We start from the raw sequence: 16,387 nt of genomic DNA, 5'->3' as shown, positions 1-16,387 counted from the left end.
ATTCCCTTTATTGTGCAATTTTCTTGCTGTTTTAGGTGTTATTATGTTTTTCTTTAATTCTTTTTTAACAAGAAATAAGTCCGCTTTCCTGGCAGTTGGCCTCGCCAGCGCGTTGATGAACATCCTTAATCTTTCCGGCTCACTTTTCATGCTGGAAGTTTACGACCGCATTTTACCCAGCAAGAGCATTCCCTCTCTTGTGGCGCTGGTCGTTCTGCTGATCGTTCTCTACGCGTTTCTCATGGGGTTCGACGCGCTGCGAGGCCGTATATTGGCGCGCATCTCGGACAATATGGACGACGCGCTCAATCAGAAGCTTTTCAGGGCGTCGATCAGCGCCCCGCTCCTTGCTTCCGGTAAGATCGATGGGCTGCAGATCGTCGGTGATCTCGATCAGATCCGCCAGTTTCTCTCCGGGCCGGGCCCGGCGGCCTTTTTCGATATTCCCTGGTTGCCCATCTATCTCCTGATCTGTTTTGCCCTGCATCCGTGGATCGGGTTCGCCGTACTCGGCGGAGCCGTGGTTCTCATCGTGCTGACGCTTCTGACCAATTGGCTGACTGAAAGGGCGACAAAGCAGGCTTATACCGCACGAGGGCAGAGAAACGTCCTCGTCGGCAGCAGTCAGCGCAACATTGAATCCATCAAGACCATGGGCATGATGGATGCAGTGACGTCCATGTGGGACGAGTTGCACTCCAGATATCGCTCTGTCACCCTGTCGACTTCAGATACGGCCGGCATGCTCGGCGCCATGTCGCGAACCTTCCGCCTGTTGCTGCAGTCCGGCGTCATGGCGATCGGCGCCGTGCTCGTCATTGACGGCCATGCATCGGCGGGCAGCATCATCGCAGGCTCGATCCTCTCTGCAAAGGCGCTCGGTCCTGTCGAGCATGCGATCGCAAACTGGCGCAGCTTCATGACCGCAAGACAGGGCTGGAAACGCGTCAACGAATTCCTGGAGCTGGTGCCGGAACCCACACCGCCGCTCTCCCTGCCGCGCCCGCAATTTACCGTCGCGGTCGATCGTGTAACGGGTGGGCCGCCCAATGGCGCGCGCGACACGGTCGCCGATATTTCCTTCACGCTGAACGCAGGCGACGGGCTCGGCATCATTGGCCCAAGCGCGTCCGGCAAGTCGACGCTGGCACGCCTGATGACCGGCATCTGGCCCTATGAGCGTGGTTCCGTCCGCTTCGATGGGGCCGCGCTCAACCAGTGGGATTTCGAATTTCTCGGCAAGTCCATCGGCTACATGCCCCAGCAGGTGGAACTGATGCCGGGGACGGTGGCGCAGAACATTGCGCGCTTCGACCGCAATGCGACTGCAGAAGCAATCGTCGCCGCAGCAAAGGCCGCGCAGGTGCATGAACTGATCCTGAACCTGCCCAACGGTTACGATACCTATATTGGCGACCGCGGTGAGGCTTTGTCGGGTGGGCAAAAACAGCGCATCGGCCTCGCCCGCGCGCTGTTTGGCGAACCCTTCTTCGTCCTTCTCGATGAGCCGAACTCCAATCTGGACAGTGAAGGCGAAGGGGCCCTACGTAATGCGATTGGCGACATCAGGGCGCGTGGCGGCATCGTCGTCGTCATTGCCCATCGCCCCAGCGCCATCGAAAGCGTCAATCTGGTGATGGTGATGAGCAACGGACGGATGCTCCGCTTTGGCACGAAGGAAGAAGTGCTCGCGCAAATCCTGCGACAGAATATCCGCCAGGTGCCTGAGGAGGAAGAAACGCGCAGACTAGAAAACCGGGTGAGCGAAAATGGTTGAGGCAGAAAAACCCGGCATGACGAATGCGTCTATTCTCCGACACTCGACCGCAGTGGTCGTTCTAGCCCTTGGTCTGCTGGTCGGATTGGGCGGCTGGGCGGCTTTCGCAAAGCTTGCAGGTGCGGTAGTCGCCACCGGCCGGGTGGTCGTTGAAGGCAATTCCAAAAAAATCCAGCATCTTTCCGGTGGCATCGTCAGCGAGATCAATGTCGCCGAAGGTGACAGGGTGGAGGCCGGCCAGATCCTGCTGCGGCTGAGCGCCACCGTCGTTCAGGCGAACCTCTCCATCATCGAGAATACGCTTGCACAGCTTTACTCGCGTCGGGCCCGTCTCCGCGCAGAGATTGCCGAAGCACCCTCTTTCACCGTGACGGAAGACCTGGCGGCACTGACGAGTTCAAAGGCGGCCAAGACCTTCATCGACAGCGAACAGAACCTTTTCAACAGCCGCCGCAGCGCACTGATCGGCATGAAAAAGCAGTTGGGAACACGCAAGGACCAGCTCGGTGACGAGGCACGCGGCCTCGAGGTGCAGGTGGAGGCGACGGACAGTGAGCTTGCCATCGTAAAGGAAGATGTTGCCAAGACGGACGAGCTTTTCAAAAAAGGGCTCGTGACGCTCCAGCGCCTCAACCTCCTCAAGCGTCAGCTGTCCAATCTCGAAGGCCAGCAGGGCCAATATATCGCCGCTCGTGCGCAAACGGTGGGCAAGCTGAGCGAACTGGATCTGCAACTGCTCCAGCTCGACGAAGACCGCAAATCGGAAGTCACGAAAGATCTGACATCGATCGAAGCGACCGTTGCGGAATATGAGGAGCGGCTGGCGGCAACGCGCGACCAGCTGGATCGCCTCGACATCCGCTCGCCGATTGCCGGTCGTATCTACCAGCTTTCGGTGCACAATATAAATGGCGTCATTCAACCCGGCGAAGTGCTGATGCTGGTGGTGCCGGAGCGGGATGAGCTTGCCATCGAGGCCAATATAACCCCGCGTGATATCGATCAGATTTACGTCGGGCAGCCGGTCACCGTTCGCTTCACGGCGTTCAACCAAAGTACGACGCCGGATTTGAGCGCGCAGGTTGCCGTCGTTGCCCCCGATCTGCAGACGGATTCCCGAACTGGCGCATCTTATTACGCGCTGCGCATCAAACCCGACAAGGCCGGCATGGCGCACCTACCTGGCGGGAAGTTGTATCCTGGCATGCCGGCCGAAGTGTTTATCCAGACCAGCGAGAGGAGCGTTCTTTCATATTTTGTAAAACCATTCCAAGACAGACTCAGAAAAACCTTCGTTCAGGAATGATTTATTTCGGCAAAAGTGACTTTGAGAGAAAATTTCTCAATACACCAAATACGCGATTTTTCGGAAAAACCGATTTCTTATATTGTATTATCGTTTTTTATGTATTAAATATCACCCGCAATAATTACTATTAATTTAATTTCAATTCATCAATTTCTCAAAGATTTATAGGAGTTTAAAATGGCGTTAAAAGTAACTTTCGGTAATGGCGGCGCCGCTTCGGTTTCCTCGCTTACCAGCCTGATCGACCAGGAAGCTTATAAGCTCCTCACGGAATCGACCGCTCAGGTCAAAAACGGTTCCTCGATGGATGCCGGCAGCGTCAATGTCGGCGCCGTATCTGTTGCCGGCACCGGCGCGGGTGGCACAGTCGATGTTGGTTATGACCCCAGCTCGAACGGCTTCAAATTTGACGTCTCGTCTGCATGGAATTCGGTAAAGAACGCTCTCGCCCAGTCCGACACCTCCGAAAACCTTATCTTCAAGGATTTCGTTCAGGTCGACGTTCATCTTGGCGGCACCGGTTCGTCCACCGTGGAAGTTCTCAATGCCAAGCGTGGCAACATCTCGACCGGCGCTGGCAATGACACGGTCACCGTTTCTGTCGTTTCGAATGAAAAGACCTGGGTAAACAATTTCAACATCGATACCGGCGCAGGCAACGACACGATCATCGTCAAGGCTGGCGCTGCATTCAACGACGCATCTGCGGCTGGCACGGGCGGTCTTGCCGCCAACACCGGTGCTGTGAACGGCGGCGCTGGAATCACGGACGGCAGCTTCACCTCTGTCAAGATCGATGCGGGTGCCGGTAACGATACGATCGACCTGAGCGGCGTGAAACTTGCTTCCTCGCTGGTGACCGGCGGTAAGGGTATTGATCACATCATCGCAAGCGGTGGCACCGATACCTTCGTCTTTAATCTCGGCGACATGGCCAAGAGCTTTGCGACTGATACCATCGAAGGCTTCAACGCCGCCATGGACAAGCTCAAGCTGGTCGGTACGGTAATCGATAACTGGGCGGTATCGACGATCGATAACGACACCATTCTCAGCTACAACGTCACTGGCGAGCACAAGGGCGAAAAGATCATTGTTGCCGGTGTTCACCTGACCGGTAGCGATTGGTTCACCGCATAATTCTCTCGAAGAGAATTTTCATTATTCGCCGCTTAAAATGATCGTGGCCCGGAAACATCCGGGCCACGATTTTTACATGTGCGACGGCCTGCAATCGTGCCAGCTGTCGCAATCTTCCAAACTCAGGCCGCCTTGATCTGATTGCCCATTCTGCGTGTTGCGATGATGACCAGTACCCCGGCAAGCGCCAGGCAAAAGGCAAGGAAGAACATCGGCGCAATGGTGCTGCCGGTCTGATCCTTGATCCATGGCACCACATTCTGCGCCACGAAGCCCCCCAGATTGCCGACGGAATTGATCGCGGCGATGCCCGCAGCCGCACCTGCTCCCTTGAGGAAGCGGCCGGGCAGGCTCCAGAACACCGGCTGGCCTGCAAAGATGCCGGCGGCGGCAATGCAGAGGAAAGCGAACTGCAGCACCGGATCACTGAGCAATGCCGACATCAACAGGCAAAATGCACCGATGAAGGCAGGACCGACGATATAGGGCGTCTTGTTCTTTGCCTTGTCGGCTGCCAAAGGCACGACGAACAGGGCAACGGCGACGATCACCCAGGGGATGATGTTGATGAAGCCGTTAGCGGTGTTGGAAACGCCGAAGCTCTTCACGATGGTCGGAAGCCAGTAGCTGAGACCATACGCGGCCAGCGGGAATCCGACATAGCAAAGCGCCATGAACAGAACGCGCGGATTGACCAGCGCCTTGAAGCCATCCTCCGCATGCTCTTCCATGCCCTTGTTTTCTTCGGCCAAGCGGTTCTTCAGCCAGGTTTTCTCATCCTGCGACAGAAACTTCGCCTTTTCCGGCGTATCATCAAGATAAAAGAAGGTGGCGATACCGGCGATGACAGCGGGAATACCCGTCGCAAGGAACACCCATTCCCAACCGGCATAACCGAGGAAACCATCCAGATCGAGCAGCATGCCGCCAAGCGGCGCGCCGATCGCATTGGCAAGCGCACTGAAGATCATGAACAGGCCGATCATGCGGCCGCGATAATCGCGCGGGAACCAGAGCGTCATCAGGAACAAGACGCCGGGGAAGAAACCCGCCTCGCAGAGCCCGAGCAGGAAGCGCAGGATGTAGAACATCGTGGCGTTCTGCGTATAGGCAAGCGCGATGGTGACGGCGCCCCAGGAAACCAGAATGCGGGCGAACCATTTGCTGGCGCCGAAACGGTTGAGGAACAGGTTGCTCGGCACCTCGAAGAGGAAATAGCCTATAAAGAACAGCGAAGCGCCAAGGCCGTAGGCATACTCGCTGAGGCTCAGCGCATCGACCATCTGCAGCTTGGCATAGCTGACATTCTGGCGGTCGATATAGGCAATGAGATAAAGAAGGCCAAGAAACGGCATCAGCCGCCAGGTGATCTTCGAGATAAGGGCTTTTTCGGATACCATATGCTTTTCCCTCCCTTCGATTGCTCGTCGAAATGCAAATGATAAGGGAACCCATCTATATGTGCATTGCAAAATACGCAAGTTGCACTGCATCATAACCAGCGGCGACCACTATAAGGCAGGCCCGTCAGGGGCTTCGGCCATGATGCAGCGCATATAAAAATGCCGAGCCGTCGCGTTCAGGGCTGTACGCATTCATATTGCCGTAAAACCGGCGATCTGCTATGAACGCTGCCATGGGATCTAAATTCGGATGTCTCGCGCAGAATGTTTATGTGCTGCAGGACCACAAGCGTCTGCCGGCACGGTTCTTTGCGCGCGTTTCCGGGGCGCTCACCAGCCGACTTAGGCTCGCCTGACAGCAGCACGCTGTCCAACGCCTTACTGAACCCTCATTACCCTTTTATATGACAAGGCACAGAGCCATGAGCGCACCCCGCACCCTGTATGACAAGATCTGGGACGACCACGTCGTCAATCGTGATCCGGACGGAACCTGTCTTCTCTACATCGACCGTCACCTCGTCCATGAGGTGACGAGCCCGCAGGCCTTCGAAGGCCTGCGCATGGCCGGTCGCCCCGTGCATTCACCGTCCCGCACGCTGGCCGTCGTTGACCATAACGTTCCGACCACGGCCGACCGGCTGGAAGGTATCAAGAACGAGGAAAGCCGCATCCAGGTGGAAGCGCTCGCGCAGAACGCCAGGGATTTCGGCGTCGAATATTATTCCGAGCGCGACAAGCGCCAGGGCATCGTTCACATCGTCGGCCCCGAACAGGGTTTCACCCTGCCCGGCATGACGATCGTCTGCGGCGACAGCCATACCTCGACCCACGGCGCCTTTGGCGCACTGGCGCATGGCATCGGCACCTCGGAAGTGGAGCACGTTCTGGCGACCCAGACGCTGATCCAGAAAAAAGCCAAGAACATGCTGGTGCGTGTTGACGGCAAAATCCCGGATGGTGTTACCGCCAAGGACATCATCCTCGCCATTATCGGCGAGATCGGCACAGCTGGCGGCACCGGTCACGTGATCGAATTTGCCGGCGAGGCGATCCGCTCACTCTCCATGGAAGGCCGCATGACGGTCTGCAACATGACCATTGAGGGCGGCGCCCGCGCAGGTCTTATCGCACCTGACGAAACAACCTTTGACTACATCAAGGACAAGCCGCGCTCGCCGAAGGGCGAAACGCTGGAACAGGCCATTGCCTATTGGAAAACGCTGAAGTCCGACGAAGGCGCCCATTACGACAAGGTCGTGGTGCTGGATGCGGCCAACCTGCCGCCCATCGTCTCCTGGGGCTCGTCTCCCGAAGACGTGACCTCCGTTGAAGGGATCGTTCCCAATCCGGATGATATCGAGGAAGAAAACAAGCGTACCTCCAAATGGCGTGCGCTGGAATACATGGGCCTGAAGCCCGGAACGCGCATCACCGATATCGCCATCGACCGTGTCTTCATCGGCTCGTGCACCAATGGCCGCATCGAGGATTTGCGTGCGGCGGCGAAAATCGTCGACGGCCGCAAGGTCGCCCCCACGGTCTCGGCAATGATCGTGCCCGGCTCCGGTCTCGTGAAGGAACAGGCGGAAAAGGAAGGTCTGGACAAGATTTTCCTCGAAGCCGGTTTCGAATGGCGCGAACCGGGATGTTCCATGTGCCTTGCCATGAATGACGACCGCCTGAAGCCCGGCGAACGCTGCGCCTCCACCTCCAACCGCAATTTCGAGGGCCGTCAGGGCTATAAGAGCCGCACCCACCTCGTCTCCCCTGCCATGGCAGCGGCGGCGGCGATCGCCGGTCATTTCGTCGACGTGCGCGAGTGGCAATAGGTTCCTGAGACCATCGTTTCAGGAAAGCCACCCGACCCCGCCGGGGCGGGTGGCTTCTTATTATGCCCCCTGCGAACGCCGTTGCGGCTGCGTGCCGTGCAGAAACACGGCAAAAGTATCCCAGGGCGGCGTGATGGAAAGCTGGCTCAAGATACGCGCGACCTCTCCTCTGTGAATACCGGCGTGAAGGACCATGTGCGAGATCATCTCCGCGCGGGACATGTAACCCCTGTCACCATCCGTAAAGGTGAAGGCGACAAATTCGCCAAGCGATGCCGGTGATGTTTTCCCGATATAATCGAGATACCAGCGATCGAGAGCAGCAACATCCTTCGCAAGATCGTCCAGTTGCGGCGTTGCCTCGGTATTATCGGAGAGAAAACCATGCGCCGTGCCGGTGAGATGACCCGAAAAAATCTTCGCGACGACATGATAGTGATTGATCAGCCGGATTCCGGTGTGCCGTTCGTGCGCGTTCTTAACGGGATCGAGGTAGCTGAGTTTCTCGAATAAATCCCTGTTCGCCCATTGGTGATAGCCAAGCAGGCTCCTGAGCAAATCCCTCATGACAATATCCTTTACATCTTAAAAATGTGAGCACTATGTTTATATTTTCGCCATGGAGGATGCCTTGTCTACTCGCATTGCAAAGCGGAAGACCGAGATGCGCAAGGAGCCGCGTCAGCAGCGTTCCCGGGCCACGGTCGATGCCGTTATCCATGCGGCGGCTCGCATTTTAAGCGATCAGGGCTGGGCGGGCTTTACCACAAACATGGTCGCAGAAACGGCCGGCGTCAGTATCGGCTCGCTCTATCAATATTTCCCGGACAAGGTTTCGATCGTGGAAGCGGTGCGCCACCGTCATCTCGAGGACTGTCTCTCCATCATGAAGAGCGTCGCGCAAAAGCGGCAATCGCTCGCTAGATTCGTGGAAGAACTCGTGACCGGCATGATCGCGGTCCACAGCATGCACCCCGGCCTTCATAAGGTCCTTCTGGATGATGCGCCCAGCCACAAAGGGATGAACGATCCCAACAGCGCTTTCGAACAGGAATATCTCGGTCTCTACGCGGCAGCGATCGCGGCACATATGCCAGCCGGTTCAAAGGTCGAAAGCGGAACCACGGCGCTGATCGTATCGGATGCCATTGACGGCATCATTCATAATGCCGCCCGCCGCGGAGAGCTGCAATCGCCCAAAGTCAGGCGGGAAATGATCGCACTCGTTCACGCCTACCTGTCGCAGGCAACCGGTGAATGAGAGGCCATCAACTCATTCCGAAATGATCTTCACCCGCTGGCCCGGCTGAATGGTGGCCGTGGCGCTCATGGCGTTGATCATGCGGAACATGTCGAGCTTACGGTCGGTTCCCATCATCCGCGCCGCCATCGTCGCCACGGTTTCACCAGGCTTCACCGTCACCACCCGCACCCTCAGCGGCTTCAGCGAGGCGATTTCCTGTGGCGTCATCTTGCGGAAGCTGGTGCGCAATGTATTGGCGATGGAATCGAGCTGGGTATTGCCCTTCGGTACAGCCGTCAGGAAACGGAATATCTGCTGGCCGACACGAATGACGGTCACGTCGAAATCCCATTTATCCGCGCTTGCCCGCGCCGTCGCAGCCTCCAGACCGTTGATCTGGGTTTCCTTGACGGTTTCCGGCAACAGGCCCGCAACCCAGCCGCTGGTCAGATAATTGGCAAGGCTCGTCTGTTTCGGATCGGCCACGCCGTCGAAACGGATGGCCATATCGCCCGGCCCCGTCGCCAGAACGGCCTCGACCTTGTTGTCGATGACGAAACCTTCCGGCACGTCGAAGCGGATGCCGAGCGTTCCGTGCAGGAATGTCTGGCCGCGAACATACCCTTCCTGCGGGCTGTCGCCATAAAGCAGGCCGTCTATGCCATCCAGAAACCAATCGCGACCACGATCTCCGACCTGGCCATCCTGGCCGAAGGCACGGGCATGACGGCGCGCAAGCTCGATACGCTGCGGCGTGTTGGGGTGGCTTGAAAGGAAGTCGAGGCTCTGGTCATTTTCAGGATCGGCCGAGGAAAACCGCGCATAGGCCGCCATGGAATCCAGAAAACGCGGCGAGGCAAAGGGGTCGTAGCCAGCCTCGCCCAACATCCGCACGCCGATCACATCCGCCTGCAATTCCTGCTGACGCGAAAAGGCCGCGAGCCGCAGCTTGCCGCGCGCAAGCGCCTGCTTGCCGGCGAGATCGCTCGACAGCACTTCGGCAACCACGCGGCTGGCAATCACCTCCGCCTCTTCCCGGCGCTGGCGTTCTATGCCGTGGTTGGCGGTGACATGGCCCATCTCATGCGAAAGTACTGCAGCCACTTCCGAAGCATCGTTGGCAAGCGCCAGAAGCCCGCGCGTCACGTAAAGATATCCGCCCGGCAGCGCAAAGGCGTTGATGGCCGGCGAGTTGAGGATTGTGATGCGGTAGGACTGTTGCGGATTTTCCGAAACGGCCGTCAGCGCGCCGGCGATGCGGGCGACAAGCCTTTCCGTCTTGGCGTCACGGTATTCGCCGCCATAACTCGCCACGATGCGCGGATGCTCGCGCGCACCCATCTGCGCGCGGGGATCATTCTTCTGCACCTCTTCCACGGTCTGCGGATTATCCGAGGGGCGCAGGGTGGACTGGTAGGCCGGGCTGAAGAGGGACTGGCACGACGACAGGAACACGGCAGACGCCGTCAGCACGGAACAGGCGGCAGCCATCCTGCCCGAACGGCGAAGGCCTGAACGGGAGAAGAGCCTCCACTGTGCAGTCATGCTATTTCTCATTCTCTATGCCTGCCCCTAACGTTCCTGATCATCCGTTAATTGCAGACCAGAATAACAGATTCGCCCCAACGGGCGATGAATGCCAAAACGGTAAAAACGATCCATCAAGTCCGGAATATTCCTGAAGAACGCAATAATTCCCATCTTTTCTCGGGCAACAACTTGAAACTGGCAAGTGCAAATTAGCGCCATTGAAGTCATCTAAAGCGATTGCCAGCGGCGCGCGTCGAAAATAAGGCGATCACCCGTTCAGAAAACTGTCGACGGCCTTCACATTTTGTGTGGCGAAGAAATCTGCGGTCGGACCGGTGTAGACAACCCGGCCGCGTTCAAGAAACACCACCCGCTGCGCCAGCTTTTTTATGTCTTCGGGATGATGGGTGACAATAATCACCGTATTTTTTGTTTCGGCGTGCAAGTCGAGAAGCAGGGAGGTCATGCCCGCCCGCAATCCCGGATCGAGTGCCGCGAAAGGTTCATCAAGCAGCATGACAGGTTTTTTCCTCACCAGCGCGCGCGCCAGCGCCGCCCTCTGCCTTTCTCCGCCGGAAAGCGTGCCCGGCAAACGTTTGTCGAAACCCGCAAGACCGACGCGGACGAGGGCCATCTCAATCTCTTGCCGGTCTTCCACCCGCAATTTCAGCCCCGGGCTCACACCGAGAGCGATATTGGTGAAGATATCGAGATGAGCGAAAAGATTATTATCCTGGAAGATTGATGAGACCGGTCTTTCCGAAGGATCGAGCGTCGTCATGTCCTGCCCGCCGATCATCACGCGGCCGGAATCCGGCGCCTCGAAACCCGCGACGAGATTGAGAAGTGTCGACTTCCCCGAACCCGAGGCTCCGACGACAGCGGTTATTCGGCCTTGCGGGAATGTGCAATCAAGCTCGAAATCCTGTGTTCCCAGCCGCAGCCCGACCTTGTCCAGTTCAACGGCAAAATCATTGCCTGTCATATGCTCGCCCTTGCTGATTGGGATTGCCGTGAAACGCCGCCTGCGGCAAGCAGCAGGCAGACGATGCCGAGAAGAAAGGCATAACCAGCGGCATCATTGGTGCGATAGCTGCCCATATTGCTATAAACCAGCCATGGCAGGGTGACGAAATTCTCCGAGCCGAACAGGGCAACCGCGCCTAAATCGCCGAGCGACAGGGCCATGGCGAAGGAAAACGCCATAGCCAGAGGCCGCCACAGAACCGGAAGATCGGCAAACCACAACCGCGTCAAGCCCTGAAGCCCGAGACTGGCGGAAAGCCGGCCGGTGCGCAAAAAATGACTGGTGAAGGCCGGCTCCAGTACCCGCATGGCAAGCGGCAAACCCATCAGCATGTTGATAAGCGCCACGAGAACGGGCGCATAGAAGCTGACATTGCCGAAAATCCGCAATAACAGGAACCACCCGCTTCCCAACACGACAGGCGGCACCAAAAGCACCAGCGAAGACCCCGCCCCAAGCATGGCGGAGAGGAAGCGCAGGGGCTGCCCCGCCTGCCGTCTGGAGCCCACCGCCTGCCTTGCACCGATGATCGCCATGCAGCAGAACACGACGAGGGCTGCGGAGAGCGCGGCGATTGCAAGGCTGGTCGCCGCCGCGCGCAGGAAAATCGGCGCGGACAGAAGGCGCGGCAGATCGGCACTCAAACCCGAGACAGCTATGGCGACAAGCGGCAGGCCGATCAGCAGAATCGCGAAAACAATTGCCGCCCCATCCCACAGACGCGCGCCTATCCCCTTGCCATCGAAACGGCGAAGGGAACGACCAAGCGAAGGGATTTCCGCTTCGGGCGACGGCAAAAAGGCGAGAAGGCCAAGCAGAATTGCGGTGAGGGCAATCTGCAAAACCGAAAGCGCAATCGCCCGCTGCGGATCGAAATCGAACCGCAGCGCCTGATAAATCGCCACCTCCAGTGTCGTGGCTGCCGGCCCGCCGCCTAAAAGAAGCACGAGCGTGAAGCTGGTGGCGCACAGCATGAAGACAAGCCCGGCAATGCCGGGAACGAGCCGCGCAACCGCCGGCCACTCGATAAAACGGAAAATCGAGACTGGCCCCATGCCGAGGCTTGCCGCCATGCGCCAATATTCGCCCGGAATACGTTCAAGCCCGGCCAGCATCAGCCGGACCGAAAGCGGCAGATTGAAAAACACATGGGCGATGAGAATGCCGGAAAGGCCGTAAATGCTGAAAGGTTCATCCGCACCGGCAAAAACGAGGGCCGTATTCAAAACACCCTGCCTGCCCCAAATGGTGATGATGCCGAAAGCGCCAACGATGACGGGCAAGCCCATCGGCACCGCCATCAGCCTGACGATCCAGATCCTTCCCGGAAACTCGCGTCGCCGGCAAAGCGCCAGCGCCACCGGCAGGCCGAGAACAATGGAAAGAAGGGTGGAAAGCGTCGCCTGATAAAGCGTGAAACGCAGGATGCGTAGCGTATAGGCATCCATGATACCGGCAGCGGACGCGCCCGCATCAAAAGAAAGGAGAGCTGCAACGGCGAGCGCCATGAACAGGAAAACGGCGGCAAAAGCCGCCGTTCCGAAAATGATCGACCGCCGATAATCGCGACGCAGCATCATGCGCGGGCGTGCCTCTTCCTCAATTCATGCTCATGGCCGCAAGCCATTCGTCAATCCACGCCTTGCGGTTCTTCGCCACCTCTTCCGGGTCCATCAGGAAAGTCTTCTGCGGCACCACGAGTTTGGAAAACGCCTCCGGCAGGGGATTGGAGGTTGCCGCAACCGGCATCATCCAGTTGTTTTCCGGAATGGCGTCCTGAAATCCTGATGTCAGCGTGAAAGCAAGGAACTGCTTTGCCAGCTCCTTGTGCGGCGCGTTTTTGAGAAGGCCGGACACTTCGATCTGGATATAGTGCCCTTCAGAAAAAGCTGCGGCCTGATAACGGTCCGTCTTTTCCGAGACCATGTGATAAGCGGGCGAGGTGGTGTAGGAGAGCACCATCGGCACCTCCCCCTTGGTGAAAAGGCCATAGGATTCCGACCAGCCCGGCGTGACGGTGAGGATGCGCTTCCTGAGCTTTTCCCAGGCTTCCGGCGCCTTGTCACCGTAAACCGATTTTACCCACAGCAGCAGGCCGAGCCCCGGCGTGGACGTGCGCGGGTCCTGAATGGCGATCTTCTGCGAGGGGTCACCTTCCACCAACTCTTTCAGGCTCGCCGGTGGGTGCTTCACCGTCTGTGTGTCATAGATGACGGCGAAATGCCCGTAGTCGTAAGGCACGAAAACATCGTCCCCGTAACCTCCCGGCACCTTGGCCGCCGAGGCATCGATGCCGCTGACATCAAAAAGACCGGTCTGTTTCGCCTCTGCGACAAGATTGGTGTCGAGACCAACGACCACATCCGCCTTAGACCCCGCGCCTTCGAGCTTCAGACGGTTGAGAAGTGCGACACCATCGGCCACGCCAACGAAATTCAGCGTGCATCCACAGACCTTCTCGAAGGCTTCTTTTACCTTGGGACCGGGACCCCATTCGGAAACGAAACTCTCATAGGTGTAGACGGTCAGTTCCTGTTTGTCCTGCGCGGCGGCAAGACCGGGCAGGAACAGGGAAGCGACAACAAGGGAATTCAGGAAAAGACGACGGCGCACGGGTATCTCCTCAAAACAAAAAGGGAAATAGCCGCCTGCCTTGAAGCCGTCTAATCCCTCCGCCGGTATGAACCGGATCAGGTTCTTCGGGTTGGCAAGCCTCTCAGCCTTTTGCGCGCAAGCACAAAAGACACCCCGTTAGATCAAGATGATGGTGTAGTCCCGTCGTCCCTGCTTGGCAAGATGGCCGGGATCAACCCTGCGCCGTCATATGCACCAGTTCCCAGACATGCCCGTCGGGATCCTGAAAGCTGCCGGCATACATGAAGCCATGGTCCTGAACCGGTTTCCAGCCACTGCCACCTGACGCGAGTGCGGTTGCAATCATCCGGTCGATTTCGTCGCGGCTTCCCGCCGTGAGACAGGTCAGAACCTCGGTGGTGCGCGTCGCATCGGCGATGTCGCCATTGATGAAATCGCGGAAACGCCCTTCCTGAAGAAGCATCACGAAGATGTTTTCTTCCACGATCATGCAGAGCGTGCGGTCATCGGAATATTCCGGATTGAAGCTGAAACCGAGAGCCGTGAAGAAGCTTCTTGATGTCTCGATATTCTTGACCGGCAGATTGACGAAAATCATGCGCATTTTCACAACTCCTCCAAACGAACCGGCATAGAACGGCAATTCCGCTTTTCTGTCAAAGACCGAAGGAAGGTCGATCAAACGAGGGGCCTACCGCCTTCAGCCCTCCAGTTCCTCGCGCAACATCTCCAGCTCCAGCCATTCCTCTTCCATGGTCTCCAGCTTTTCGCGCAGCTTCGTCATTTCCTGCGCCAGCGTATTGAAGGCGGCCGGATCCTTGGTGAAGAGTTGAGGGTCAGCCATGCGCTGCTCGCGTTTTGCGATTTCGCTTTGCGCCTTTTCCATCTCCTTGGGAAGATTTTCAAGCGCGAATTTCTGCTTGAAGGAAAGCTTGCCCTTGGCCTTTGAAGGATCCTGCGACGTGGAGGCCGAAGGTGCGGCCTTCGCTTTTTCCTGCTTCTCAGCCTTGCGTTTTTCTTCCGCAGCTCCCTTGCGCTGCGCCATCATGTCCGAATAGCCACCGGCATATTCGATCCATCGTCCATCCGGCTGGTCCGGATTGACGGGGGCGATGGTGGAGGTGACGGTGCGATCGAGAAAATCACGGTCGTGGCTGACGAGAATGACCGTGCCGGAAAAGCCAGCGACGATTTCCTGCAAAAGATCAAGCGTTTCGATATCGAGATCGTTGGTCGGCTCGTCGAGGATCAGAAGATTGGTCGGCCGCGCCAGAATGCGCGCCAGAATAAGGCGCGCGCGCTCGCCGCCGGAAAGATTGCGGATCGGCGTGCGGGCCTGTTCCGGCTGGAACAGGAAATCTTTCATGTAGCCCGTCACATGCTTCAATTCGCCGTTGACCAGCAGGTTTTCGCCGCGGCCATCGGTCAGATAATGCGCGAGCGTATCGTTGGGATTGAGATCCTCGCGTTTCTGGTCGAGCGTCGCGATCTCCAGATTGGTGCCGAGCTTCACCGTACCGCTATCAGGCTCAAGCTGGCCGGTAAGCATCTTCAGAAGTGTGGTTTTACCGGCGCCATTTGGACCGACGAAACCGATGCAATCCCCGCGATGGACACGCAGCGAAAACGGCGCGACGATCACGCGCTCGCCGTAGGCCTTGGTGATGGCCTCGGCCTCGATGACCAGCTTGCCGGATTCACGCCCCTCGGTCACGGTCGCCTGCACCGTGCCCTGCGGCCCCTTGTGGCCGCGATATTCCGCACGCATGGCCTGAAGCTCACCAACGCGGCGCATGTTGCGCTTGCGCCTCGCGGTCACGCCATAGCGCATCCAGTGTTCTTCGCGTTCGATGGCCTTGCCGAGCTTGTGCTGCTCCAGCTCTTCCTCTTCCAGCACCTTGTCGCGCCATTCCTCGAAATGGGCAAAGCCGCGATTGAGACGGCGGGACTGGCCACGATCGAGCCAGACGGTCGAAGTCGAGACTTTTTCGAGAAAACGGCGGTCGTGCGAAATCAGCACCAGCGCGCTGCGCGTCTGCTGCAACTCGCTCTCAAGCCATTCGATGGTCGGCAGATCCAGATGGTTGGTGGGTTCGTCCAGCATCAGGATATCAGGTTCCGGCGCCATCACGCGGGCAAGGGCCGCACGTCGCGCCTCACCGCCGGAAAGGCTTGCCGGATGTTCCTGCCCCGTGAGGCCGAGATGCTCAAGAAGATAGGTGACGCGATAGGGATCGTCGCCGGGTCCAAGCCCAGCCTCGGCATAGGCCTGCACGGTGTCGTAACCGTTGAAATCCGGCGCCTGTTCCAGATAACGGATGGTCGCGGACGGATGCCGGAAAACCTCACCCGACTGCGCTTCAACGAGACCCGCAGCGATCTTCATCAGCGTCGACTTGCCCGAACCGTTGCGCCCGACAAGGCAGATGCGATCGCCCGGCTCTACCTGGAGATTGGCGCCATCGAGCAGCGGGGTCACACCGAAGGTCAGCTTGATGTCATCGAGTTTCAAAATTGGGGGTGCCAAGGCG

Annotated in this window: 13 protein-coding genes and 1 riboswitch; of the genes, 5 read left to right on the top strand and 8 right to left on the bottom strand. The window is 58.0% G+C overall.

The genetic code is table 11. From position 1 onward, the window contains the following. The first annotated feature begins 43 nt into the window (after positions 1-43). From WDZ78_RS16075 to WDZ78_RS16065, 3 genes are all read left to right on the top strand, one after another. Positions 44-1,777 carry a type I secretion system permease/ATPase gene (locus WDZ78_RS16075; RefSeq protein WP_425673572.1) on the top strand — a complete coding sequence of 578 codons (1,734 nt, stop codon included), beginning with the start codon at positions 44-46 and terminating at the stop codon, positions 1,775-1,777. Continuing rightward, on the top strand, positions 1,770-3,083 hold the full coding sequence (locus WDZ78_RS16070; protein WP_425673571.1) for an HlyD family type I secretion periplasmic adaptor subunit: 1,314 nt from the start codon (positions 1,770-1,772) through the stop codon (positions 3,081-3,083). Before WDZ78_RS16075 ends, WDZ78_RS16070 begins: the two co-directional genes overlap by 8 nt. Before the next feature lie 180 nt (positions 3,084-3,263). Next, on the top strand, positions 3,264-4,226 hold the full coding sequence (locus WDZ78_RS16065) for a rhizobiocin (protein ID WP_425673570.1): 963 nt from the start codon (positions 3,264-3,266) through the stop codon (positions 4,224-4,226). Positions 4,227-4,348: 122 nt separating this feature from the next. Here the strand turns inward: WDZ78_RS16065 and WDZ78_RS16060 are convergent, their stop codons facing one another. Beyond that, entirely contained in the window at positions 4,349-5,626 is a 1,278-nt protein-coding gene (locus tag WDZ78_RS16060; RefSeq protein WP_113083181.1) for an MFS transporter, read from the bottom strand. Between the two features lie 425 nt (positions 5,627-6,051). Here WDZ78_RS16060 and leuC point away from each other — a divergent pair, with 425 nt between their 5' ends. After that, positions 6,052-7,461 (top strand): 3-isopropylmalate dehydratase large subunit, encoded by a 1,410-nt coding sequence (gene leuC, locus WDZ78_RS16055; protein ID WP_020010818.1) that lies wholly within the window; start codon positions 6,052-6,054, stop codon positions 7,459-7,461. Between the two features lie 60 nt (positions 7,462-7,521). Here the strand turns inward: leuC and WDZ78_RS16050 are convergent, their stop codons facing one another. Then, on the bottom strand, positions 7,522-8,028 hold the full coding sequence (locus WDZ78_RS16050) for a DinB family protein (protein WP_425673569.1): 507 nt from the start codon (positions 8,026-8,028) through the stop codon (positions 7,522-7,524). A gap of 97 nt (positions 8,029-8,125) precedes the next feature. Here WDZ78_RS16050 and WDZ78_RS16045 point away from each other — a divergent pair, with 97 nt between their 5' ends. Further along, positions 8,126-8,722, top strand: coding sequence for a TetR/AcrR family transcriptional regulator (locus tag WDZ78_RS16045; RefSeq protein ID WP_425673659.1), 597 nt, complete (start codon positions 8,126-8,128; stop codon positions 8,720-8,722). Positions 8,723-8,734: 12 nt separating this feature from the next. Here WDZ78_RS16045 and WDZ78_RS16040 read toward each other — a convergent pair whose 3' ends face one another. The 6 genes from WDZ78_RS16040 to WDZ78_RS16015 form a co-directional block, all read right to left on the bottom strand. Continuing rightward, positions 8,735-10,195, bottom strand: a complete 1,461-nt coding sequence (locus WDZ78_RS16040) for a M48 family metalloprotease (RefSeq protein WP_020010815.1) — start codon at positions 10,193-10,195, stop codon at positions 8,735-8,737. 307 nt (positions 10,196-10,502) lie between these two features. After that, on the bottom strand, positions 10,503-11,219 hold the full coding sequence (locus WDZ78_RS16035; protein WP_425673568.1) for an ATP-binding cassette domain-containing protein: 717 nt from the start codon (positions 11,217-11,219) through the stop codon (positions 10,503-10,505). Continuing rightward, positions 11,216-12,841, bottom strand: coding sequence for a thiamine/thiamine pyrophosphate ABC transporter permease ThiP (gene thiP, locus WDZ78_RS16030; protein WP_425673567.1), 1,626 nt, complete (start codon positions 12,839-12,841; stop codon positions 11,216-11,218). Before thiP ends, WDZ78_RS16035 begins: the two co-directional genes overlap by 4 nt. A 19-nt stretch (positions 12,842-12,860) precedes the next feature. Then, complete coding sequence (gene thiB / locus WDZ78_RS16025) at positions 12,861-13,874, bottom strand: thiamine ABC transporter substrate binding subunit (protein ID WP_425673566.1); 1,014 nt, start codon at positions 13,872-13,874, stop codon at positions 12,861-12,863. A gap of 37 nt (positions 13,875-13,911) precedes the next feature. Then, positions 13,912-14,022, bottom strand: a riboswitch (TPP riboswitch). A 45-nt stretch (positions 14,023-14,067) separates the two neighbouring features. Next, the gene (locus WDZ78_RS16020) at positions 14,068-14,460 is read right to left on the bottom strand and encodes a VOC family protein (RefSeq protein ID WP_026363752.1); all 393 of its coding nucleotides are present in this window, start codon (positions 14,458-14,460) and stop codon (positions 14,068-14,070) included. A 96-nt stretch (positions 14,461-14,556) separates the two neighbouring features. Next, complete coding sequence (locus tag WDZ78_RS16015) at positions 14,557-16,383, bottom strand: ABC-F family ATP-binding cassette domain-containing protein (RefSeq protein WP_026363751.1); 1,827 nt, start codon at positions 16,381-16,383, stop codon at positions 14,557-14,559. Between the last annotated feature and the right edge of the window lie 4 nt (positions 16,384-16,387).

It is taken from the genome of Agrobacterium sp. M50-1, from assembly GCF_049843495.1.
Classification (GTDB): Bacteria; Pseudomonadota; Alphaproteobacteria; order Rhizobiales; family Rhizobiaceae; genus Agrobacterium; species Agrobacterium radiobacter.
This window is presented reverse-complemented; position numbering and strand designations above follow the sequence as displayed.